Raw genomic sequence first — 22,533 nt, forward strand, 5'->3', positions numbered from 1 at the left:
CAGAAAAAGGGTATCAGATGATAAAAGAGATACGTATAAAATGTATCAATTACTTTATCATATGTTACATTTGGCGCAGAATTTCGGTTTTGCGCCATTTTTTTGAATTAAAAATTCCTTAAAACGCTTGTTGATACAAAATATATTTGTACCTTTGTGCTCGGAACAATGAATAATTGTCAGCCAAACAAACTCAATAATGAATCAATAAGAAGTAATAAATATAAGCAATTTATAAAAAACTTAAGTAATAAACTAATTATGGTAAGCAACAACATTCCACAAGTAAAGCTCGGTATTATTGCCGTTAGCCGTGACTGTTTTCCAATCGCGCTTTCTACTCAGCGCCGTGAGAACATCGTAAAAGAGTACAAGGGTGAAATCTTCAACTGCCAGACTACAGTTGAAAACGAGAAAGATATGCTCAAGGCTTTGGGCGAAGTGAAAGAGCAGGGCTGCAACGCTTTGGTTGTATTCCTCGGTAACTTCGGTCCTGAGACTCCTGAGACTTTGATTGCAAAGAACTTCGATGGTCCTTGCATGTTTGTTGCAGCTGCTGAGGGTGACGGCGACATGATCAATGGTCGTGGCGACGCTTACTGCGGTATGCTCAACTGCTCTTACAATCTTGGCATGCGCCACCTGAAGGGTTACATCCCTGAGTATCCTGTAGGTACAGCAGAGGACGTAGCTAAGATGATTCAGGACTTCGTTCCTGTAGCTCGCGTTATCCTCGGTTTGAAGGGTTTGAAGATTATCACCTTCGGTCCACGTCCACAGGACTTCTTCGCTTGCAACGCTCCTATCAAGGGCTTGTACGAACTCGGTGTTGAGATTGAGGAGAACTCAGAGCTCGACCTTCTCGTAGCTTACAAGGAGCACGAGAACGACCCACGTATCGACGAGGTTTGTGCTGATATGGCCAAGGAGATGGGCGAAGGCTGCTACTATCCTGACCTCAGCCGCAGAATGGCACAGTTTGAGTTGACATTGCTCGACTGGGCAGAGGCTCACAAGGGTTCTCGCCAGTATGTAGCATTCGCTGACAAGTGCTGGCCTGCATTCCCAAGCCAGTTCGGTTTCGAGCCTTGCTATGTAAACAGCCGTCTCGTTAGCCGCGGCATTCCTGTAGCTTGCGAGGTAGATATCTATGGTGCACTCTCTGAGTACATCGGTATGTGTGCTTCTGACGATACCGTTACATTGCTCGATATCAACAACTCAGTTCCTAAGTACATCTACGATGAGGATATTCAGGGCAAGTACGACTATAAGTTGACTGATACCTTCATGGGCTTCCACTGCGGTAACACTCCTCAGTGCAAGATGTGCTCAAGCCGTAAGATCAAGTATCAGCTCATCCAGAACCGCTTGTTGGAGAATGGTGGTATCCCAGACTTCACCCGTGGTACTTTGGAGGGTGATATCGCAGCTTCTGACATCACATTCTACCGTCTGCAGTGCGATTCTGAGGGTAACCTCCGCAGCTACATCGCAGAGGGTGAGGTTCTCGATGTTCCTACCCGTTCATTCGGTGGTATCGGTATCTTCGCCATCAAAGAGATGGGCCGCTTCTATCGTCACGTATTGATTCAGAAGGGTTATCCACACCACGGAGCCGTAGCATTCTCTCACGTAGGTAAGACCTTGTTCGAGGTATTCAAGTATCTCGGCATCAAGGATATCGCTTACAACCAGCCAGCTAGCCTGCCTTACCCAACAGAGAATCCTTGGAAGTAAATTGAGTGAAGAGGGAAGAGTGAAGAAACAAAGTTCGGCGGCCGAAGGGAAAGCCAATTCATTTGCTCTTCTTTCTAAACTGAGTTCATAAAAGATAAGGGCGATTGCTTATCCCTTGCGTGGGGAATAACAATCGCCCTTTTTATGTTTTCCTGGAAGGAGATTACCTGATGATAATCTCCTTTACGAATGGTTTGCTTATTTCGTATTTTCCAACGCTTCCTGTTTCTGCGGAATCACCACCGAAGCCCCGATGCTGACGAGCAGTACGAGGATGATGAATACCAGCGAACTGACTGCATCAATCTCGAAGAAATCGTGGATGAGCATCTTCACACCGATGAACACCAGCAGCACACTCACACCCACCTTCAGATAGCGGAACTTGTCTGCTATCGCTGCCAGCAGGAAGAAGAGGGCACGCAAGCCCAGGATGGCGAAGATATTCGAGAAGAACACCACGAACGGGTCGAGCGATACTGAGAATACGGCTGGGATGCTGTCGAAGGCGAAAATCAGGTCGCAGAACTCGATGAATACCACCGTCATCACCAGCGGACCCAGATGCAGGCGCTTCTGCATGAACTTCACTACCGGATGCTCCAGGGCATTGATCTCTTCCTTCTTGTTTCTGTTGAGGAACATCTTGGCACCGCTGTAAACCAGGAATCCTCCGAATACGAGTAATATCCAGGCGAACCGGCTGATGAGCGCAGCACCCGCGAAGATGAAGACGAAGCGCAGCACGATGGCTCCCAGAATACCCCAGTTCAGTACGTGCTGGTAATCTTTCTTGTCCACTCCGAACGAGGTGAAAATCATCATCATCACGAAGAGATTATCTACGGAGAGCGTCTTCTCTATCAGATAACCCGAGATGTAGGAGATGGTCATATAGTGCCGGTATTGCTGCAGACTCCCCTCATAGTCGTTCGGGTCCAGTTTGAGATGCGAAGCATAGCGCGAGGCTATCTGCTTCAGGTCGTCGAAGTTCTCGATGCCGTGCACCATGTCGCCATGAAAATAGATGAATACGGCGAAGGCGAGCGCGAGAATAATCCATACAGCCGTCCATGAACCGGCTTCCTTGATAGACACCACATGTGCCTTTCGGTCGATGACCAGCATGTCTAATACGAGTATGGCGGCGATGAAAATCACGAATCCCACCAAAAACATCGATTCAGTAAAAACATGTTCCATTTTTCTTTATCCTTAATCTATTTAGTATATACCATTGAATCTTAAAATCATTTCATCTGTTAGAAACGTGGGCGCAAAATTAGGAAAAATATCTGGAATAGCGAAGGTTCCGGTGCAAAACTTAATTGATTTTAACTTGAAAGGCAGGAATGTAACAGGTTTGTAATAATGGCGCTGTGAGAACCGGCAAAAAAGGCGTTTTAAAGGTAAAAGGGTAAAAAGGTAAAAAAGTAAAAAGGTAAAAAGAGCCTAGCGGAATGTTAAGCTAGGGGGCTCTTTTTACCCTTTTACCTTTTAAAGGCTCTTTTACCTTTTCTTAGTCAGCACATAGTGCTTAGCCATGGCGGCTTCAGGCTCATTGCCCAGCGAATCGGTCATGATGAGGCTGTTGGCATCCTTTACCTTGTAGTAAGAGGTCTCGCCGCTCGATGGACGGGTGATTTCTACCACGTTGTTAGCCAATACCTTGAAGATACCGCTCGCTTCGTCGTGACCATCCTTGCGCTCCAGATAGTCGGCTGAGTACTGGTAGGTGCTGTCGGCGTTGAGCGTCAAAACGGTCTTGATGCCCGGACAGTCGGCAGCAGGGAGAGTACCCTCATAGGTGCCGGCAATGGAATCGAGAATGACATCGTTGGAATTGAGCGAATCATTTTCAGCATAACTGAGGCTATCCTGGTTAGCCCCCTGGCTATTTGTCTTCTTGCCATTGCAGGAGACAACTGATAATGCAGCGATGACGGCTGCTGTCAAAACTAATTTCTTTTTCATACTATACTGCTTTTTAATTGTTACTTATTTACGGAATGAATCTCTTCTCTTAGAGAGCACTTTCCCCGAGAAGGATTTCTCTTCGCAAAAATAGTGTTTTATTCTGTTATCCGCAAGTTTTACACTGAAAATTATAGAATATTATACTATTTTCTTAATTGATGATGACTGGCACAATCTCTTCTTCGCTAGGCCAATGAGGCAGATAGAAGAGCGGGCGAGGGGTGCCGCCCAAGCCCGTCCAGTCTATCTGTTTCACAAAGTCGAAATCGGGAGGGCCGAAGTCGAAACTTCTGCCGTAGAGTACGATGGCGCCTCTGCCTTCATCTATCTTCCACAAACCGCCCCCGTAGGTGCATTGCTCGCCGGGTGACAGCATGTCACGGTGCAGGTAGACACGCCCGAACTTCAGTACTCCGTCTCTGTTGATAATGAATTTCTGAAACATCTCTATTTCTGGTTTATTCAATGAAATCTGTATTCCGATTGATTCAATGTAATGAGAGAATTATTTCTTCTCCCAAAACAGTTTGTCTATGAAATCATAGCGCTTCTCCATCTGGGCATCAGTTTTTACGACAGTATTCACGTCTATCTGAAGCACAGGGGCTACTGCCTTGCCGTTGGTGGATGGCCACTCAGGCAGACCCAGACCATTCGGATTGCCGGTCTTTACGAAATTGACGTAATACTGGTTGAAGATGTCGCTGATCATATAATCCTCCGGCTGCCAGTTGAACACGCGGTTGGTTGGCAATGTACCCATTGCATACTCGATGTCGGCAGAATGAACGGCTCCCTTGTCTTGTGGCGCAGGAGCCGCATCTTCCTTGGCATCTACCACGCCGCCAGCCAATGCAGCCACCTTACCCTTGATGGCCATAGCAGGACGAGGATGGCAATAGCGGTAGCGGTAAACAGGCTGTCCGCCGGTCAGCTTGTGCATGTTGCCCCACTTCCATGTAGAATAATCGAGGAAGATATCCGAAGCTAGGTTCACGCCCGGCTGCTCCAATACATCCTTATCACTGTTGATGCCGTAGAGGCGGAAGAGTTCTTCGATGTTCTCTTCTCCAAATGTAGCCTTGGCACCCGCCTTCAGATTCTCGACGGTAGGCTGCTTGTCCATCAATACCGCCCATGGAGTCATCTCCTGGTTGTTACCGCCAATGAGCAGAGGTACCTTGGTCTGCTCGCCTTTGGCAAAGACCTCTTCAGGCTGTTCTTTCATGAAATATCCGTCGATGTTATAGACCGGAACCGCTCTTACGCCTGCCAGTTTCATCAATTTCTCGGCAGGAAGGGCACGAAGGTCGTCGAGATTCTTCATTCCTACGTTCTTTTTCACCTTCTTTCCGGTTTCCTTACCCATCTTCTCGGCTATTTTCTGGGCAAGCTGCACTCCTTTCTCCTCGGCTTCCTTCTGTGTAGCCACCTTCTTGAATCCCATCACCGAACCACTGGAACCCATTGCCTGGGCAAAGAGTCCCTGACAGAGAGGGGAAGCCATCAGGGCGCTGACCGACATGGAACCTGCCGATTCGCCTACGATGGTGATGCGGTTAGGGTCGCCGCCGAAAGCCTCGATGTTATCCTTTACCCACTGGATGGCAGCCACCTGGTCCATGAATCCATAGTTGCCGGAACCCTTGTAGGATGTTTCCTTAGAGAGCTGTGGGTGGGCGAAGAATCCGAAGATGCCCTCACGATAGTTGGCTGTGATGGAGATGATGCCCTTGCGTGCCATCGCATCGCCCGCATATCGAGGTTCGCTTCCGCTACCCGCCATCAGTCCTCCGCCGTTGAAATAAATGAGTACCGGCAGATGCTCCTTCATGGTCTTTGCCGGTGTCCATATATTAAGGTAGAGGCAATCCTCGCTGTTGGTCTTCGTACCGAAGTTCATATCGCCGAAGAGAGGTTCCTGCATCGGGTTCGGTCCGAACTCCTTGGCCTCGCGAACGCCCTGCCATTTCTGTACAGGCTGCGGAGCCTTCCAGCGGAGATTTCCTACAGGAGGAGCAGCGAACGGAATACCCTTGAATACTGTGATGCCTGAGAGGTCTTTTCCTTCGAGGATACCTTTGGCAGTCGTTACCTGAGTCTGCGCCATCATTCCCATACCAGGGAGCAGAAAGGCGATGGATAAGAGTAGTTTTTTCATATCTCTAATTTCCGCAACACTATAATTTAATATTTTTTATAAGCACCTGAGCAACAAAAAGTTGCTCAGGATTTTGCCATGTCAGAAATTTCACTTATCTTAGTGTTGCAAAATAAAAACAAACAAAATTCTGAATGACATGGCAAAAGTACAAATAAAATCTGAGAAACTCACTCCTTTTGGGGGAATTTTTTCGATTATGGAGCAATTTGATGCTCTTTTAGCTCAAACCATAGATTCCACCTTGGGATTGAGATGCACTATGTTTGGTTATCAATATAGCGAGATTCTACGCTCTCTGATGTGCGTATATCTTTGTGGTGGCTCATGTATTGAGGATGTTACAACTCACCTGATGAAACATTTATCTCTTCATCCAACTCTTCGCACTTGCAGCGCAGACACCATATTACGTGCTATCGAAGAACTGACCTTTAAGAGCATCACCTATAAGTCTGCTTCTGGCAAATCCTATGATTTCAATACTGCAGACAAGATGAACTGCTTACTGGTCAATGCCCTGCTTGCTACTGGTCAATTGAAATCCGGTCAAGAGTATGATTTTGACTTTGACCATCAGTTCATTGAAACAGAGAAGTATGATGCAAAACCAACCTACAAGAAGTTCTTGGGCTATAGTCCAGGTGTAGCTGTCATTAACGACATGATTGTTGGTATTGAAAATAGAGACGGCAACACAAACGTGCGCTTCAACCAAAAAGAAACTTTGGAAAGAATCTTCAAGCGATTGGAGGCTTCGGAAATATATATTTCTCGTGCCCGCATGGATTGCGGCTCATGTTCGGAGGAAATCGTAGATATGGTAGAGGCTCATTGCAGGTATTTTTATATTCGTGCCAACAGATGCTCTTCTTTCTACGATTCCATGTTTGCCTTAACTGGATGGAAAACTGTTGAAATCAACGGTATTGAGTTTGAGTTGAATTCTATCCTTGTTGAGAAATGGAAAGGAAAACCGTATCGTCTTGTCATACAGAGACAAAGGCGAATAGATGGAGACCTTGACATTTGGGAAGGCGAATATACCTACAGATGTATACTGACTAACGATTACAAGTCGAGTGCAAGAGACATCGTGGAATTCTACAATCTTCGTGGTGGCAAGGAACGCATCTTCGATGACATGAACAATGACTTTGGCTGGAATCGATTGCCAAAATCGTTCATGGCACAGAATACTGTATTCCTGCTTATGACAGCTCTCATCAGAAACTTCTACAAAGCTATTATGCAGAGATTGAAAACCCATGAATTTGGATTGCGTGCCACCAGCAGAATCAAGACCTTTGTTTTCAAGTTCATCTCTGTTCCTGCGAAATGGATTAAGACATCACGTAGGCATGTATTGAACATTTACTCAGACAACAATGCTTATGCCAACCTGTTCAAGACAGACTTTGGTTAAAGACCATGCTTTTCTGGTTAAACCAGCGTATTACCTCAAGTCGCTTTATGGGGTAAGGGGATTTTGTGTCTGCGACATTTCTGTTGTGCAAGAAATATGTACGATAAAATGAATTTTGTCGCTTTGCAAGCAAAATCCCACTAAACCCTATAGGTTGCGGATTTGAGGTATAATAAAAATATCGTTACCTTGTCTTATTCAGTCCCATTTTTAAAATCTTTTTGTAAAAAGGCGTTGCTTTCACTCTTCTTTCATTTCTTTGTAACGCGATGGCAACATCCTTTAAATACCTTTGCAGCGGTAAAAAGTATTACAGTATTTTTGAAGAAAGAAATGAATAAGGTATTTAGTTTTATTGCGTTGGCATTTCTGGGATGCGGCTCTGCTGCTGCCCAACAGGTGAATGTTTCTAACGTTCAGCGCCCCAAACTGGTAGTGGGCATCGTGGTTGACCAAATGCGATGGGATTATCTCTATCGCTATCAGAAGCGCTATGGTGAAGGTGGATTCAAGCGACTGCTCAACGAGGGCTTCTCTTGTGAAAACACCCGTATTCCGTATGTTCCATCGGTTACCGCCATCGGTCATACTTGTCTCTATACAGGCAGTGTGCCTTCTATCCACGGAATCGCCGGAAACAATTTTGTGAAGAATGGCAAGAAGGTGTATTGCACGGATGATGAAACCGTGAAGCCGGTGGGCTCCAACAGCAAGGCGGGCTTGATGTCGCCTAGAAACCTCTGGGTTACGACTCTCGGAGATGAGATGAAGATTGCATCCAACGGCAGAGCCAAGGTAGTGGGAGTGGCATTGAAAGACCGTGCTTCCATTCTTCCTGCAGGTCATAATCCGAACGGTGCCTACTGGTTTGATGATGAGAGCGGAAAGTTTATCACCAGTTCTTATTATATAAACCAGTTGCCGAAGTGGGTGGACGCGTTCAACAACCAGCATCTGCCAGAGCGTTATCTCTCGGAAAAATGGAACACACTCTATCCTGAGAATACTTACGTTGAAAGTACGGAAGATGAGAACGAGTATGAGGATGGCATCCGCAAGGGCATGAAGGCTACGCTGCCGCTCAATCTTCCAGCCCTTTATAAGAAATATGGTTACAGCATTATCCGCAAAACTCCTTTCGGCAATTCGCTGACGATTGATTTGGCAAAGGCGGCGATAGACGGCGAGCAGTTGGGTGCAGATGATGAAACCGACTTGCTGGCAGTAAGCTGCTCAAGCACGGATTATATCGGTCATCAGGTGGGAACTCATGCGGTAGAGACCGAGGATACTTATCTGCGTCTGGACAAGGCGATAGCCGATTTCCTTTCTTATCTCGATGAGAAGGTGGGCAAAGGAAATTATCTGGTTTTCTTGAGTGCCGACCATGGAGCGATGAACAACGCCCGTTTCCTGCAAGACTGCCGCATTCCTGCGGGTAATTGGGATGGTGATGCGGTGGCTGAGAAACTGAATCAGACCCTGGCTCAGGAGTATCCTAACGTGGGCAATCTGGTGAAGACCGTGATGAACTATCAGGTGTTTTTCAACCGTAACATCATCAAGAAAAACAAGTTGGATTTCGCCAAGATTAAGCAGAGCGTGGTGGACGTGTTGAAGGAAGACTGTTGCGTGCAGTATGCCTGCGATATGGAGAAGACGATGACCGAGAGCATTCCTGAGGATGTGAAGATGCGCATCGTGAATGGTTACAACCGTGAGCGAAGCGGTGATGTGGCTATCGTATTGAAGCCGAATTTCTATGCCCACGGCATGAAGGGAACCGATCATGGTGAGTGGAATCCATACGACACCCACATTCCTTTGATTTTCATGGGTTGTGGAATCCAGCACGGTGCAACCACCAGGCAGACATTCATGACCGATATTGTGCCAACCATCGCCGCCCTGCTTCATGTGCAGGCGCCAAATGGTTGCGTAGGTCAGCCGATATTCTAGATTTTGATTTTATGTTTCTGAGCCCTATTCCGAGATTCCGATTTTGGAATAGGGCTCTAATCGTATTCTAACATCATTATTCTAATCGTATTCTAATATGCTCTTATCGGAAAAATGATAACCTTCTTCGGAAGTATGCAATCTCGGGAGTTGATGCAGATGAACTATACGGCAGCCGCGGAGACTCTGGTGCGCTCTTGGAATGATATAGCTGTAGAAGTTTTGATTTAATAGACAGACAACAAAATAGATTGGCCATTTAATCGTTATATTACTATATATAAAAAGTATAGTTTTATTTTGAGAGTAATATGAAAAAATGGCATTTATGGTTGGCGGCTTCCATCGGACTAGTGGTCATCGTTGGAATGATGATTCGGGAGTTTGATGTGGAAGTTCTGAGAAGGATAGATTTGTCTCCCAGGTTCTTTCTGGGGGTAGTAATGGGCGTGTTGCTCTTTGCGGTCCAGAATCTGATGCTCACCCTCCGTTTCCGTCATCTCTGCCAGCGTAAGTTATCCGTTGCCGAGGCGTTTCGCATCAATGTGCTCTGCGAGTTTACTTCTGCCGTCACTCCTTCGGCGGTGGGGGGAAGTGGTTTGGCTTTTGTCTATCTCAATCGCGAGGGAGTTTCTATGGGCAGAAGTATCTTCACCATGTTTGCAGCCCTGCTGGCTGATGAGGCTTTTCTTGCCATCAGTTGCGTGTTGCTCTATTTCTGTGTTCCGTCGCATCTCTTGTTCAGCTTGGTTGATGGAGTGGGGATTTCTGTAGATGCTACGAACGAATGGATTAAGGGCGGAGTGCAGGTTATCTTCATCGTCAGCACCCTTATCGTTGCTGTCTGGACGGCCATCCTCTACCTCTTATTGTTGCATCGTCCTCAGATTCTGGGCTGGGTATTGAAGGGATGCTGCAAGATTCCTTTCCTTCGCAGATTCCTGCCCAAGGTAGAGAAGTTTTCCGAGGAGATGACGATGGCTTCGGAGGAGGCAAAGCTGGAGGGCGGAAGATTCTGGTTGCAGCTGATGGGTTATACTTCCCTGGCGTGGCTGTCGAGATTCGCCATCGTGGTAGCTATTCTCATTGCCTTTCATTGTCAGGGCAACATGCTGGTGGCTTGGTGCCGCCAATGGGTGATGTGGATGATTTCCATTCTGAGTCCTACGCCTGGCGGAAGTGGCGTGGCAGAGTTGATGTTCCGCCTTTATTATGCTGATTTCCTGCCCGATGCCTCAGAAGCCATCCTTGCCGCCATGCTCTGGCGCGCCATCTTCTATTACCCTTTCCTGGTGATGGGCACCCTGGTCTTGCCGAAATGGATAGCAAGGAAATAAGATTGAAACAATCTCGATACTTCAAAATTTTCGTCCATAGACGAAAAAAATGATGGAAATAAGGATATTTTCGTCTATAGACGAAAATCTTGTTAAAAACAGAGATATTTTCGTCTATACACGAAAAAAATGCTATCTTTGCACAAAAATTCGAGTATGAACGAAAATATAGAATCAGTAAAGAAGTATAATCTTTGGTTCGGTAACACCATCGATTGTGGTTTTCCTCGTCCGCTTTATACCGAAAGTGTCGCTTCATATCTTGGCAGCAAGGTGGTGAAGGTACTTACGGGACAACGACGTGTGGGAAAAAGTTATATATTGCGTCAAACTGCCATGCATCTTGTGCAACAGGGGGTCAGTAGCAATAATATTGTCTTTATCAACCGTGAACTAACGGCATTCGATTTTATAGAGAACTATAAGGATTTGGACAATTTTATCCGTCTGTACCGGGAGGAATTAAAGCCTGAAGGACGAATCTACATCTTTATAGATGAAGTGCAGGATATTGATGGTTGGGAACGTGTAGTCAACTCGCTGTCTCAGGATTATACTGAAGATTACGAGATATTTATCACAGGTTCTAATTCAAAGATGTTCTCAGGAGAATTATCTACTCTTCTATCTGGTAGATATGTGGAATTTCACATATTCCCGTTGTCTTACGGGGAATATGCTAGCATTCATCAACTCCCTGTCGGCAGAGAGAGTTATTTGACGTATATGGCTGATGGAGGTTATCCTGAACTCGTGCATTTCCAGTCTTCCGATGTAAAGCGTAACTATATTTCGGGATTGAAGGATACGGTATTACTGAAAGACATCATACGCAGATATACGATTCGCGATGTAAGACTGCTCGAAGATTTGTTTGCCTATCTGGTTAATAATTCTTCCAATCTTCTTTCTGTTACCAATATTACCAACTTCATAAAAAGCAAAGGACGCAAGACTTCGTATGATACAGTATCTCTATATTTGGGATATATAGAAGAAGTTTATCTTGCACATCGTGCTTTGCGCTACAATATCAAAGGGAAGGAGATCCTTTCTGGCAGTTGTAAATACTATATGAACGATTTGTCGTTTAAAAATTATCTCTATGCCGGATTCGGCTATGGAGCTGGGTATCTGTTGGAGAATCTTGTTTATCTAGAGTTGTTGCGTCATGGATATGGTATATATGTGGGTAGCATTAAGGATAAAGAGGTTGATTTCGTTGCCATCAAGAACGATCGTACCATATATGTACAAGCCACTTATATGCTTGTAGATGAGCAGACCATAGAGCGTGAATATGCTCCGCTGGAATGTATAGCAGATAACTATGAAAAAGTTGTAGTGTCGCTTGATGATCTCCAGTTGCCTTCTCGCAAGGGTATTACGCATGTAAGGGCATGGGAATTGTCTCAGATGCTATAGTTTCATTCCGAATAGTGGGTAGCTGTTATTTTACCATATAAAAAAGGTGTACATTGTTTGTTTTTTTTGAAGTCAAACGATGTACACTTTTTGATAATTATCTCTTTCCTTTAGAAACTGACATATAGTCGGGCACTAAGAGTCGTGAAATCTCCATTGTCGTTTTTGATGTACTGGAACGATGGCTGAAGGGAAATGGATTCCGTCAGCTGTCTTTTCCATGTTACTTCCAACGAATATTCCGAACCTTGCTGGAAGCGGGCGTACTGGCCCGACAATCCGCACTCGTTCTTTTCGTCCTGATAGGCGCCGCCCAGTTCGGCGTATCGGTAGCAGGCATTCTGATGACTGGTGTTCTCGGAATACTGCACCATGCACGAAATGTTCTTGTCGCCAGCCTTCCATACACTCTGCTCTCCGTAAATCCACCAGGCACAGGTGACTTTGCCCTTGGATTCATCGGAAGAAACCATTTCGCCATCTTCGTTGATCGGATATTGACGGGTATGGACGGCAGCACCCGCAAAATATTTTCCACCTTTATGTTCATACTCCAACTGCGACATGTTGAAGATTCCATCCTTCTTTGGGCGAACCAGGAAAGGATTGTCGTGAGCTTTCCAGCCATTATACCCTGCACCGTTATACAGACTGTTTCTGAAAGTCCATCCACCCTTGGTTACATCAAAGTAAAGGGTCAGCCCCGAATACGGATAGTTGGCTATCGGATAGCTGGATGCAACAGTAGGGAAGATTCCCTCAGAGCTGTTCAGGAAAAGTGCCGTAACATCAGAGGTAAAGAAATCCTCATTCACGTTTCTCACACCCACAAACAGATGGCACGAATTCCACTCGTGCATGTAGCCCAGCACGGCAAGCATGGCGAAGTTGTTGTCTGCATCTATGTTCGAAAAACCCTGCCAGTCGTCAATAATGCCATCGTTGGTCTTTGCTACATGCAGCGTTGCCGCCTCGAACGAATCCTTTCCTTTTCCTATCGGAACACTCAGTTCCAATCTCAGCTGATTGATCAGATTGGTATTCTTGTTCATGTTCCATTGCCATTCAGAAATATATTGTCCGTTAAAGCTCTGTGCATGAGCAAGGCAAATATTGATGTAGCCTAAAATAATAAAAATAATTCTCTTCATTTCTTAATGTTTTGTATAATTTCTTGTTCACTTGCCCGCCGTCTGCGAGCATCTTTCTAATTCACGCTGCAAAGATACTTGATATTTTAAAATCCTGCAATACTTAATAATTAGTATTTTTAATTAGTCTAAATAGATAAGTGATCTTTGCTATCCCTATTTCTAGGTATTGTGGTTCTCTTATATGATGGAAGGTTCTGTTCAGTCCTTATTTTTAGGTATTAAACGGCTACCAACAATAATATTTTTTAAAAACTTTGTCTTATCAGATATTATTCGTACCTTTGCATTGTTTAAAAAAGTTAGAAAATGAAGAAGATATTAAATCCATATTTGAACAAGGAGGGTTACAACTGCGTTTGCTGTGCCCCCAACAATCCTGTAGGATTGCATCTTGAGTTTTGGGAAGAGGGTGAGGATGTACTTACCATCTGGAATCCCGGCGAGAATTACCAGGGCTGGATCAATACCCTGCATGGCGGAATCATCAGTATGCTGATGGATGAAGTGGCAGGCTGGGTCATCAACCGCAAACTGCAGACCACGGGTGTGACGATGCAGCTCAACGTGAAGTACAAGAAGCCTGTGATGACCACCGATTCGCAGATTACGGTGCGTGGTCACATCGCCAGCCAGCGCCGCAACATCGTCACCATCCACCTGACTCTGGAGAACTCTAAAGGCGAGGTTTGTGATGAGGGCGAAGCCATCTACTTCACCTTCGGTCCTGACAAAGCCAAGGAGATGGGGTTCGACTGCTGCAAGGTAGAGGGGGAGGTTATGGGGTAAAATCCATTTTCTATCATTTTACGCCAATCTCAGTCTCAGCGAATTAAGCACTACGCTCACACTTGAGAAGGCCATCAGGGCACTTGCCCACATTGGGGTTATCTGGAAATCAATGCCAAAGATATGAAGGGCGCCGGCTGCCAGCGGGATGCAGATGATGTTGTAGATGAACGCCCAGAAGAGATTCTGCCAAATCATGTGAACCGTCTTCTGACTCAGTTTTACGGCTTCCGGAAGCGCCAAGAGGTTGTCGCTCATCAGCGTAATCTGCGCCACATCCATCGCCACATCCGTTCCCTTTCCTATCGCCATGCTCACGTTGGCAAGGGCCAGGGCCTGGGTGTCGTTGATTCCGTCGCCCACCATCGCTACCTGCTTGCCTTCGTCCTGAAGTTTCTTTACCAAAGCCTGCTTGTCGCCAGGCAGCACCTTGCTCTGGTAATGCTTGATGCCGGCTTTCTCTGCCCAGTAGTGAGCCGCTTCCTCCTTGTCGCCACTCATCATATAAACCTCTATTCCCCTTTCCTGCAACTGCTTCATCGCTTCCTGGGCATGAGGCTTGAGGGTCTCTCTCGTCTCCAGATCCAAATCCTCCTGCTTGGTGAAATCGATGTTCTGGTTAGGAATGGTGAGGGTGCCGGTCTTGTCGATGACGAGGGCGTTGATCTTGTGGAGATTCTCCAGCGCCGAAGCATCCTTGATGAGAATCTGCTTCTGCGCCGCCTTGCCGATGCCCACCATCAGGGCGGTAGGAGTAGCTAAGCCCATGGCGCAAGGACAGGCGATGACCAATACGGCTACGGCTGAGAGGATGGCCTGCGGAAGAGCAGCGTTGCCGCCTATCAGCCACCATATTATAAAGGTGATAAGGGCGATGGCTGCCACGGCTGGAACGAAAATCAGAGCCGCCTTATCCACGATGCGCTGCACGGGTGCCTTACTGCCCTGCGCCTCCTGAACCATGCGGATGATGTGTGCCAGGGCGGTGTTCTCGCCAATCTGCTTGGCTCTCATGCGGAGCTTTCCCTGACTCGGAATGGTGCCAGCCAGCACGTTGTCGCCTGCCTTTTTCATCGCCGGAGTCGGTTCGCCGCTAATCATCGCTTCATCTACATAGGCAGCATCGGCAGTCATGAAACTCTCTGCCTGGGTAACCACGCCATCCACCGGAATCTTCTCGCCGGCTCTTACCTCTATCATGTCGCCTATCTGAATGGTGGAAATCGGAACTTCCTCCATCTTGTAGCCGTTGGTGCCTTCTATCTTCTCGTAAGTCACCAGTCGGGCGGTTTTCGGCTGCATTCCCATCAGTTGTCGGATGCTGCTCGCCGTACTGTCCTTTGCCTTTTCTTCCAGGCATCTGCCGGTCAGCACGAAGGTGATAATCATCACGGAAGCATCAAAATAAGTGTGCCATTCTATGCCTCTCGCTCCCCATACCATTTCTCCGAAGAAGGTGTTGAAGGTGCTGAAGAGGAAGGCGATGAGGGTGCTGAGTGCTACGAGCGAATCCATGTTTGCCGTATGATGCAGGAGCTGCTTCCAGGCGGAAACATAAAACTGTTTGCCGCAGTAGAGCAGGTTGGCGAATGCCAGGAGCAGACAAATCTGGTTGGCGAAGGAACTCGAGTGATGAGCCGAAGCAACGCCATCTGAAATCATATTCTGTTCCATACCCAGGGAAATCCAGCCCATGGAGAAACACATGGTCAGTATGGCGAAGAGCCAGGAAGCGAAGGTTCGGCAGCGCAGGAGGGTGAACTCACGGCGGTTGATTTCCTCCACGCTTCTGTCGTTTTCGATAACGAGGTCGTAGCCGGCATTGCTGATTTCCCGTTTCATATCTTCCAGAGAGATAATGTCGGGGTCATAATCTACCTGGGCAGTTCGGCTTGTCAGGGAAACCGAGGCGGAGTTAATGCCCTCGAGCGACTGCAGCTTCTTTTCAACATTGGCAGAGCATACGCTGCAAGCCATGCCTATTACAGGAATTGTTTTCTTCATCTGTTTCTTATATTAATATTCTGAAATCTATAAGCAGAAGCTTTCATGTCTGCTTTTCTGCCTGCAAAATTACATATTAATTATGGAAGAAAAAAGATTTATGGTGAAAAACTCTTGGCAGCTCCATGAAAATCATGATAATAAGGTAGATGAAAAATGCGATGGTTCAGGTAAGGGCACAAAAAAAGGCAGGTTCCAAATTGCTTTGAAATCTGCCTCCATCATTTATGGGAGATGATTATTTGACTTCGATGTTCTTTGTGGTCTTAGCCTCCTCCTTAGGAGTAAGCTTTGGAATCTCGACCTCGAGTATACCATCAGCTACCTTTGCTGAAATCTTCTCACGATCAGCATCCTCAGGCAGCGTATAACACTGCTGGTAGTTGCCGTAAGAGAATTCGCGGCGCAGATAGTGCTCGTGCTTGTCTTCATCCTTGTGTTCCATCTTGTTCTCGATGGCAATGTTCAGATTACCATCGTTATCGATGTTTACACGAACCCACTCTTTCTTCAAGCCAGGAGCAGCAACCTCCATGGTATAATTCTTATCTGTCTCCTTGATGTTAATGGCAGGAGCAGTAGCATTCATACGTGGCATTACTTCGGTATTGAATAAAGTATCATCAAAGAAGTTACTCAACCAATCTGAATCATTATTTCTACGTGCTAACAACATAATTAAAACCTCCAAATTTTATTTTGCTCGTCCTCTCGGTTCCTTACGGCTCCGTCGGGATTTCTGTTTGTTAATATTCTTGTTATTTTTTTTTGCTTTCGCCTCGAAACTCCGTTGTTCTTCCGAACCCCTTTATTTTTTAGCTTCAGCTTTCACTCTCTGTTTTTGCAACTTATGTGCCAGCGGACTGAAAGTGGTAATGTTGGCACGAAAGGATAAATATTTTAAACTTTTCTGCCAGATGATGCGGTTATCTCAACAAAAAAGTGTAACTTTGTCACCAACTTAAAAATCAAAGCATAAATCGAATAAATAATATAAGATCAATGAAGAAACAACTATTTTCTATGGCGATGCTGATGGCGATGTCGCTTTCTGCCAGCGCACAGCAGCTTCTTCCTTATCAGAATGCCAACCTTTCTGCTGAGGCTAGAGCCAACGATTTGCTTTCCCGTCTTACCCTGGAGGAGAAGACGAAGTTGATGATGGATACTTCTCCGGCTATCGCACGATTGGGCATTCCGCAGTTTCAATGGTGGAACGAGGCGCTGCACGGAGTGGGGCGAAACGGATTCGTTACCGTTTTCCCTATCACGATGCACATGGCGGCTTCGTGGGACGATACCTTATTATATAAGGTGTTTACTGCCGTGAGCGATGAGGCAAGAGCCAAGGCGCAGGAGGCGAAGAAAGGCGGCAACATCAAGCGCTACCAGAGTCTGAGCTTCTGGACTCCGAACATCAATATCTTCCGCGACCCACGATGGGGACGTGGACAGGAAACTTATGGAGAAGATCCTTATCTGACCACAAGAATGGGACTTGCCGTGGTGAATGGATTGCAGGGACAGACCTTCGATGGTAAACCGATGTCGGCTCCGGGAGTTCTGGCTACGCCTTCCTCACAGGCTCCCCAATACGTCAAGCTCCTAGCCTGTGCCAAGCATTTTGCCGTACATAGCGGTCCGGAGTGGAACAGACACAGTTTCAATGTAGAGGATTTGCCTGAGCGGGATTTGTGGGAGACTTATCTGCCTGCCTTCAAATCGCTGGTGCAGGATGGAAATGTGGCAGAGGTGATGTGCGCCTATCAGCGGATTGACGGAGCGCCATGCTGCAGCAATGCCAGGTATGAACGACAGATTCTTCGTGATGAATGGGGATTCAAGGGATTGATTACTTCCGATTGCGGAGCCATCAACGACTTTTATGTGCCTGGCCGACATGGTACTGCGAAGACTCCGGCTGAGGCTACGGCGCAGGCAATCGGTGCCGGAACCGACGTGGAATGCGGAAGCGTTTACCGTTCGCTTCCTGAGGCGGTGAAGACGGGAATGGTCAGCGAGGAAAAGGTGAACGAGAGCTTGAAGCGCCTGCTGATAGCCCGTTTCCGCCTGGGTGATTTCGATCAGGACGAGAACGTGCCTTGGACTCAGATTCCATCTTCCGTCATTGCCAGCAAGGCCCATAAGGATTTGGCAGAGAAGATGGCAGAAGAGGGAATCGTTCTTCTTCAGAACCGGAACAATCTCCTGCCGCTGAAATCAGCAGGAATGAAGATAGTCGTGATGGGGCCGAATGCCAACGATTCCATCATGCAGTGGGGCAACTATTCGGGTTATCCTACTTCTACCACCACCATCCTGCAGGGCATCAGAAAATATGTAAAGGACGCCAAGTATATTCCTGCCTGCACGTTGACCAGAAATGAGGTGACGGAAAGTAAGTTCAATCTCCTGACTTCTACCGATGGCAGTAAAGGCATGAAGGCTACTTATTGGAACAATTCTGAGATGAAGGGCGAGCCGGTGGCTACAGCCATGATGACTTCGCCTATCAACCAGAGCAATGGCGGAAATACCGTCTTTGCACCGGGAGTGAACCTTACCAATTTCTCTGCCCGATACGAGGGCGTATTTACTCCGGAAAAGGATGAAACCTTGAATATCAAAATGGGGTGCGATGATGGTTACCGGCTCATCATTGATGGCGATACGGTGTCGGATGTATGGAAGGGACGTGCCCGTGTACAGATGCTCAACAAGCCAATCTCCGTAAAGGCTGGAAAGCCGGTGAAAATTCAGGTGGATTATTTCCAGAAGACCGATATGGCGGTGATGCAGTTTGACATAGTGAAGAACTATACGCCAACCGAGTCTCAGCTTCTGGCTGAGGTTGGCGATGCTGACGTGGTGGTATTCGTAGGCGGAATCTCTCCTAGTCTTGAGGGTGAGGAGATGAAGGTCTCCGAACCGGGATTCAAGGGTGGCGACAGAACCGACATCGAATTGCCTCAGGCTCAACGCAAGGTGATGGAGATGTTGCATCGGGCTGGCAAGCGAGTGGTGTTCGTCAACTGTTCGGGCAGTGCCATTGCCATGGTTCCTGAAACCGAAAATGCGGAGTCTATCCTTCAGGCTTGGTATCCGGGCGAACGGGGTGGCGAAGCCGTGGCAAAGGTTCTTTTCGGCGAGGTGAATCCATCGGGAAAGCTTCCGGTAACCTTCTATAAGAGTATTTCCGATCTTCCTGATTTCCTTGATTATACGATGAAGAATCGTACCTACCGTTATTTCAAGGGTGAGGCTCTCTTCCCATTCGGTCATGGATTGAGCTATACATCGTATGAATATGGAAAGCCGACATTGAAGAAAGTGAAGAGTGAAGAACGAAAAGTAAAGAATTCATCGGCTTATTCCTTGAGTTTCTCTTTATCTAATAAAGGCAATAGGGAAGGAACGGAAGTGGCGCAGGTTTACATCCGTAGAATGAATGATGCTGAGGGACCGATCAAGACCCTGAAAGCCTTCAAGCGCATTACTTTGAAAGCAGGCGAGAAGCAGCAGGTAACCATCAGTCTGCCTCGTCAGAGTTTCGAGGGTTGGGATTCCCAGACCAATACCATGCGTGTGGTTCCCGGCAAATATCAGATCTTCGTAGGTGGTTCGAGTGCTGAGGCTGCGAAGAATGTGGTAGAAGTGAAAGTGAAATAAAATGCTGATATAAAAAGAGAAAGCTCGCTAAGATTTTGAACGTCTTGGCGAGCTTTTCTTCTGTCTTAACTCTGAAGCCTGCGGTTTTTTTGAAGTTTTTTCATGGAAATAGACTTTGAATCACTCTTTTTTATTATATTTGCAATCGAAAATCGATTTGAACCTTGACTAAACGATGAAATAGTTATGGAACAGAAGTTAAAAACCATATTTTATGCGATGGGTGCGATGATTCTTGCACCCCAAACCCTCTGTGCTCAGTCTGTGAACATCGAAGGCTTAGATTCCTTGCGCTTATCAGGTTCGGTGAGTGTAGTGGAGCCTGAACTTCTGAAGAAGGGTGTACTCAATAATGCCTTGGATGCCTTGAGCGGACAGACGGCAGGTGTTAACGTCACTACCAATGGTCTTGACCGTATTGCTATGTTGAACTCCGTCCGGGTTCGCGGTACAACTTCTATCATGGGCGGCAATGATCCTCTGGTGATTATTGATGGTGTTACTTCTGATGTGGCGACGCTTGCTACAATCTATCCCGCCGATATAGAGAGCTTTACAGTACTGAAGAATGCCAGCGAAACGGCACTCTATGGTTCCCGTGGTGCTTCGGGCGTTATCCAGGTAAAAACCAAGAAGGGTACGGGTAAGGGATTTCAGATTTCTTACGAGGGAAACTATGGTATAGAGGCGATGTACAAAAGTATGGAGATGCTCAATGCCGCCGAATACATAGCTGCTGCACAGAAGTATGGGCTGGAGTATAACAATAAGGGATATGATACCAATTTCCGCAAGGCAATTACCCGAACCGGAAATATCCAGAACCATTATCTGGCCTTCAGCGGTGGCACTCCGCAGAGCAACTACCGCGCTTCTTTTGGCTATATCGACCATAACACGATTATTCGGAGCAAGGGCTATCGTAATCTGGTGGCTAAGATTGATGTCACCCAGAAGGCGTTTGGCGATAAACTGACGGGAGATTTCGGCGTGTTCGGTTCGTCTTTCAAGAACAATGATATCTTCGACAGTCAGATGCTTTTCTATTCTGCCGATGCCATGAATCCTACTTATCCTTATGATAAGCTGAACGGCAGTTGGGTGAAGAATGGGGCTGCATCTCAGGTGAATCCTCCCGGTGCCTTGCTCAAGGAGCGTAATGATACGAAGAACATGAATTTCAATGCTCATCTGAAGTTGAACTATGATATGACAAATTCTTTGAGTGTTTCTGCCTTCGCAGCATACAGTTATGCTTCCAACGAGAACAACCAGTTCTGTCCTACCTGGGTTTGGGCGCAGGGCAATCTCTATCGTGGGGAGTTCAAGAGCGAGGACTGGCTTGCCAATGTATCGTTTAACTATCAGCATTCGTGGGGAATCCACAATCTGAAGGCAATGGTGGGTGCAGAATATCAGAAGGATATCCGAACGGGATTCTGGACTTCTGCGAAGGGAATCACCAACAACGACATGTATTACCATAACATAGGTGCTGCTGCATCACGGCCTTTTGGTGGGACAGACAGCAACTACGAAGATCCGACCCTGGCTTCTGTGATGGGCAATGTCGACTACACCTTATATAATAAGTATAGTCTTTTGGTTTCCATGCGTGGCGATGGTTCTTCGATGGTGGGCAATGACCATACCTGGGGTTTCTTCCCATCCGTCTCTCTTTCCTGGGATATGAAGCAGGAGAAATGGCTCCGTTCTCTCCAGAAAATTACCATGCTGAAACTGCGTACGGGCTATGGACGCTCTGGTAATCTTGGCGGAATATCTTCTTATACCACTTTGAATACGGTACGGCAGAATGGTATTGTTTCGGTGAACAGTTCTCCTACGGTTACGATGGGAATGATTAGCAATAACAATCCTGATCTGAAGTGGGAAACCCGCGCTACCTGGAATATCGGAGCTGATTTGGGATTGTGGAACAACCGGCTGGTTCTGACGGCAGAATATTACTATTCCAAGACCACCGACATGCTCTATGCCTATGATGTGCCGGTTCCGCCTTTTGCCTATGATAAACTGTTGGCAAACCTGGGTTCTATGAGCAACCAGGGTTTGGAGGTCGGCGTTTCCTTCACTCCTATCCAGAAGAAGGACATGGAACTGAATATCAATATGAATCTCTCCTGGCAGAAGAACAAACTCCTCTCGCTGAGTGGTGAATATGACGGAATGCAGATGTCGGCAGCCGATATTACTGCGATGGGTGCCTTGTCGGGTGCCGGTCAGCATGGTGGTTACAACAATGTGGTCTATCAGATAGTTGGTCAGCCTTTGGGGGTATTCTATCTTCCTCATTGCAAGGGAATTATAGAAGATGGAAATGGGCATTACCACTATGATATCGAAGATTTGGACAAGAACGGAACCGTAGATTTGAGTGATGGCGGTGACAGATATATTGCCGGTCAGGCTACTCCTAAGGTAACGTTGGGTTCCAATATCAGTTTCCGTTATCGCGACTGGTATCTTTCATTGCAGATGAACGGAGCCTTCGGACATAAGATATTCAATGGTACGGGCTTAGCCTACACCAATATGTCGAGTTTCCCGGATTATAATGTGCTGAAGGGAGCTCCTGAGAAGAATATCGTTGACCAGAATGTTTCTGATTATTGGCTGGAGAAGGGCGATTATCTCAACTTTGAGAATCTCACGCTGGGCTATGATATCCCTATCCGAAAGGGCGTGGTGCAGTCGCTCAGAGTTTCGGCGAGTGTCAACAATCTTGCCACCATCAGCAGTTACAGCGGCTTGACTCCGATGATTAACAGCTACGTGGTGAACAGTACGATGGGTATTGATGATAAGCGGACTTATCCTGTTTACAGAACCTTCTCATTGGGTTTAAGTGTTCAATTCTAAAATTAGAAAGTT

At 46.6% G+C, this 22,533-nt stretch carries 16 protein-coding genes; 9 read left to right on the forward strand and 7 right to left on the reverse strand.

The window, feature by feature from the left end:
• Positions 1-261: 261 nt before the first annotated feature.
• Complete coding sequence (locus ONT08_RS13425) at positions 262-1,740, forward strand: L-fucose/L-arabinose isomerase family protein (protein WP_264960180.1); 1,479 nt, start codon at positions 262-264, stop codon at positions 1,738-1,740.
• 198 nt (positions 1,741-1,938) lie between these two features.
• On the opposite strand, the gene ONT08_RS13430 is transcribed toward ONT08_RS13425, so the two are convergent.
• The 4 genes from ONT08_RS13430 to ONT08_RS13445 all read right to left on the reverse strand — a co-directional run bounded on the left by ONT08_RS13430 (position 1,939) and on the right by ONT08_RS13445 (position 5,878).
• Entirely contained in the window at positions 1,939-2,943 is a 1,005-nt protein-coding gene (locus tag ONT08_RS13430; protein WP_117587458.1) for a TerC family protein, read from the reverse strand.
• A 306-nt stretch (positions 2,944-3,249) separates the two neighbouring features.
• Positions 3,250-3,714: a copper resistance protein NlpE gene (locus ONT08_RS13435; RefSeq protein WP_264960181.1), complete on the reverse strand. Its 465-nt coding sequence runs from the start codon at positions 3,712-3,714 to the stop codon at positions 3,250-3,252.
• Positions 3,715-3,868: 154 nt separating this feature from the next.
• On the reverse strand, positions 3,869-4,162 hold the full coding sequence (locus ONT08_RS13440; RefSeq protein WP_117587460.1) for a hypothetical protein: 294 nt from the start codon (positions 4,160-4,162) through the stop codon (positions 3,869-3,871).
• 60 nt (positions 4,163-4,222) lie between these two features.
• Positions 4,223-5,878, reverse strand: a complete 1,656-nt coding sequence (locus ONT08_RS13445; protein ID WP_182429287.1) for a carboxylesterase/lipase family protein — start codon at positions 5,876-5,878, stop codon at positions 4,223-4,225.
• 139 nt (positions 5,879-6,017) lie between these two features.
• Between ONT08_RS13445 and ONT08_RS13450 the strand changes: the two genes are divergently transcribed.
• The 4 genes from ONT08_RS13450 to ONT08_RS13465 all read left to right on the forward strand — a co-directional run bounded on the left by ONT08_RS13450 (position 6,018) and on the right by ONT08_RS13465 (position 12,025).
• On the forward strand, positions 6,018-7,304 hold the full coding sequence (locus ONT08_RS13450; RefSeq protein WP_264960182.1) for an IS1380-like element IS942 family transposase: 1,287 nt from the start codon (positions 6,018-6,020) through the stop codon (positions 7,302-7,304).
• A 333-nt stretch (positions 7,305-7,637) separates the two neighbouring features.
• Positions 7,638-9,263 (forward strand): alkaline phosphatase PafA, encoded by a 1,626-nt coding sequence (pafA, locus tag ONT08_RS13455; RefSeq protein ID WP_118255002.1) that lies wholly within the window; start codon positions 7,638-7,640, stop codon positions 9,261-9,263.
• Positions 9,264-9,574: 311 nt separating this feature from the next.
• Entirely contained in the window at positions 9,575-10,600 is a 1,026-nt protein-coding gene (locus ONT08_RS13460; RefSeq protein ID WP_118201124.1) for a lysylphosphatidylglycerol synthase transmembrane domain-containing protein, read from the forward strand.
• 156 nt (positions 10,601-10,756) lie between these two features.
• Complete coding sequence (locus ONT08_RS13465) at positions 10,757-12,025, forward strand: ATP-binding protein (RefSeq protein ID WP_264960183.1); 1,269 nt, start codon at positions 10,757-10,759, stop codon at positions 12,023-12,025.
• Positions 12,026-12,135: 110 nt separating this feature from the next.
• Here ONT08_RS13465 and ONT08_RS13470 read toward each other — a convergent pair whose 3' ends face one another.
• The gene (locus ONT08_RS13470) at positions 12,136-13,176 is read right to left on the reverse strand and encodes a carbohydrate porin (protein WP_264960184.1); all 1,041 of its coding nucleotides are present in this window, start codon (positions 13,174-13,176) and stop codon (positions 12,136-12,138) included.
• A gap of 309 nt (positions 13,177-13,485) precedes the next feature.
• Here ONT08_RS13470 and ONT08_RS13475 point away from each other — a divergent pair, with 309 nt between their 5' ends.
• On the forward strand, positions 13,486-13,965 hold the full coding sequence (locus tag ONT08_RS13475; protein WP_118080601.1) for a PaaI family thioesterase: 480 nt from the start codon (positions 13,486-13,488) through the stop codon (positions 13,963-13,965).
• A gap of 18 nt (positions 13,966-13,983) precedes the next feature.
• Here ONT08_RS13475 and ONT08_RS13480 read toward each other — a convergent pair whose 3' ends face one another.
• Positions 13,984-15,969 carry a heavy metal translocating P-type ATPase gene (locus ONT08_RS13480; protein WP_264960185.1) on the reverse strand — a complete coding sequence of 662 codons (1,986 nt, stop codon included), beginning with the start codon at positions 15,967-15,969 and terminating at the stop codon, positions 13,984-13,986.
• An 82-nt stretch (positions 15,970-16,051) separates the two neighbouring features.
• On the opposite strand from ONT08_RS13480, the gene ONT08_RS13485 reads away from it, so the two are divergent.
• A complete protein-coding gene (locus ONT08_RS13485; protein WP_254974870.1) occupies positions 16,052-16,207 on the forward strand; it encodes a hypothetical protein in 156 nt (51 codons plus the stop codon).
• Here ONT08_RS13485 and ONT08_RS13490 read toward each other — a convergent pair whose 3' ends face one another.
• Entirely contained in the window at positions 16,208-16,645 is a 438-nt protein-coding gene (locus ONT08_RS13490; protein ID WP_119236233.1) for an Hsp20/alpha crystallin family protein, read from the reverse strand. It abuts the gene before it with no gap.
• Positions 16,646-16,971: 326 nt separating this feature from the next.
• Between ONT08_RS13490 and xyl3A the strand changes: the two genes are divergently transcribed.
• Together xyl3A and ONT08_RS13500 are read left to right on the forward strand one after the other, a co-directional pair.
• The gene (gene xyl3A, locus ONT08_RS13495) at positions 16,972-19,638 is read left to right on the forward strand and encodes a xylan 1,4-beta-xylosidase (protein WP_254974869.1); all 2,667 of its coding nucleotides are present in this window, start codon (positions 16,972-16,974) and stop codon (positions 19,636-19,638) included.
• 228 nt (positions 19,639-19,866) lie between these two features.
• Entirely contained in the window at positions 19,867-22,521 is a 2,655-nt protein-coding gene (locus ONT08_RS13500) for a SusC/RagA family TonB-linked outer membrane protein (RefSeq protein ID WP_264960303.1), read from the forward strand.
• Positions 22,522-22,533: the final 12 nt, after the last annotated feature.

This window comes from Segatella copri, from assembly GCF_026015465.1.
Classification (GTDB): Bacteria; Bacteroidota; Bacteroidia; order Bacteroidales; family Bacteroidaceae; genus Prevotella; species Prevotella copri_E.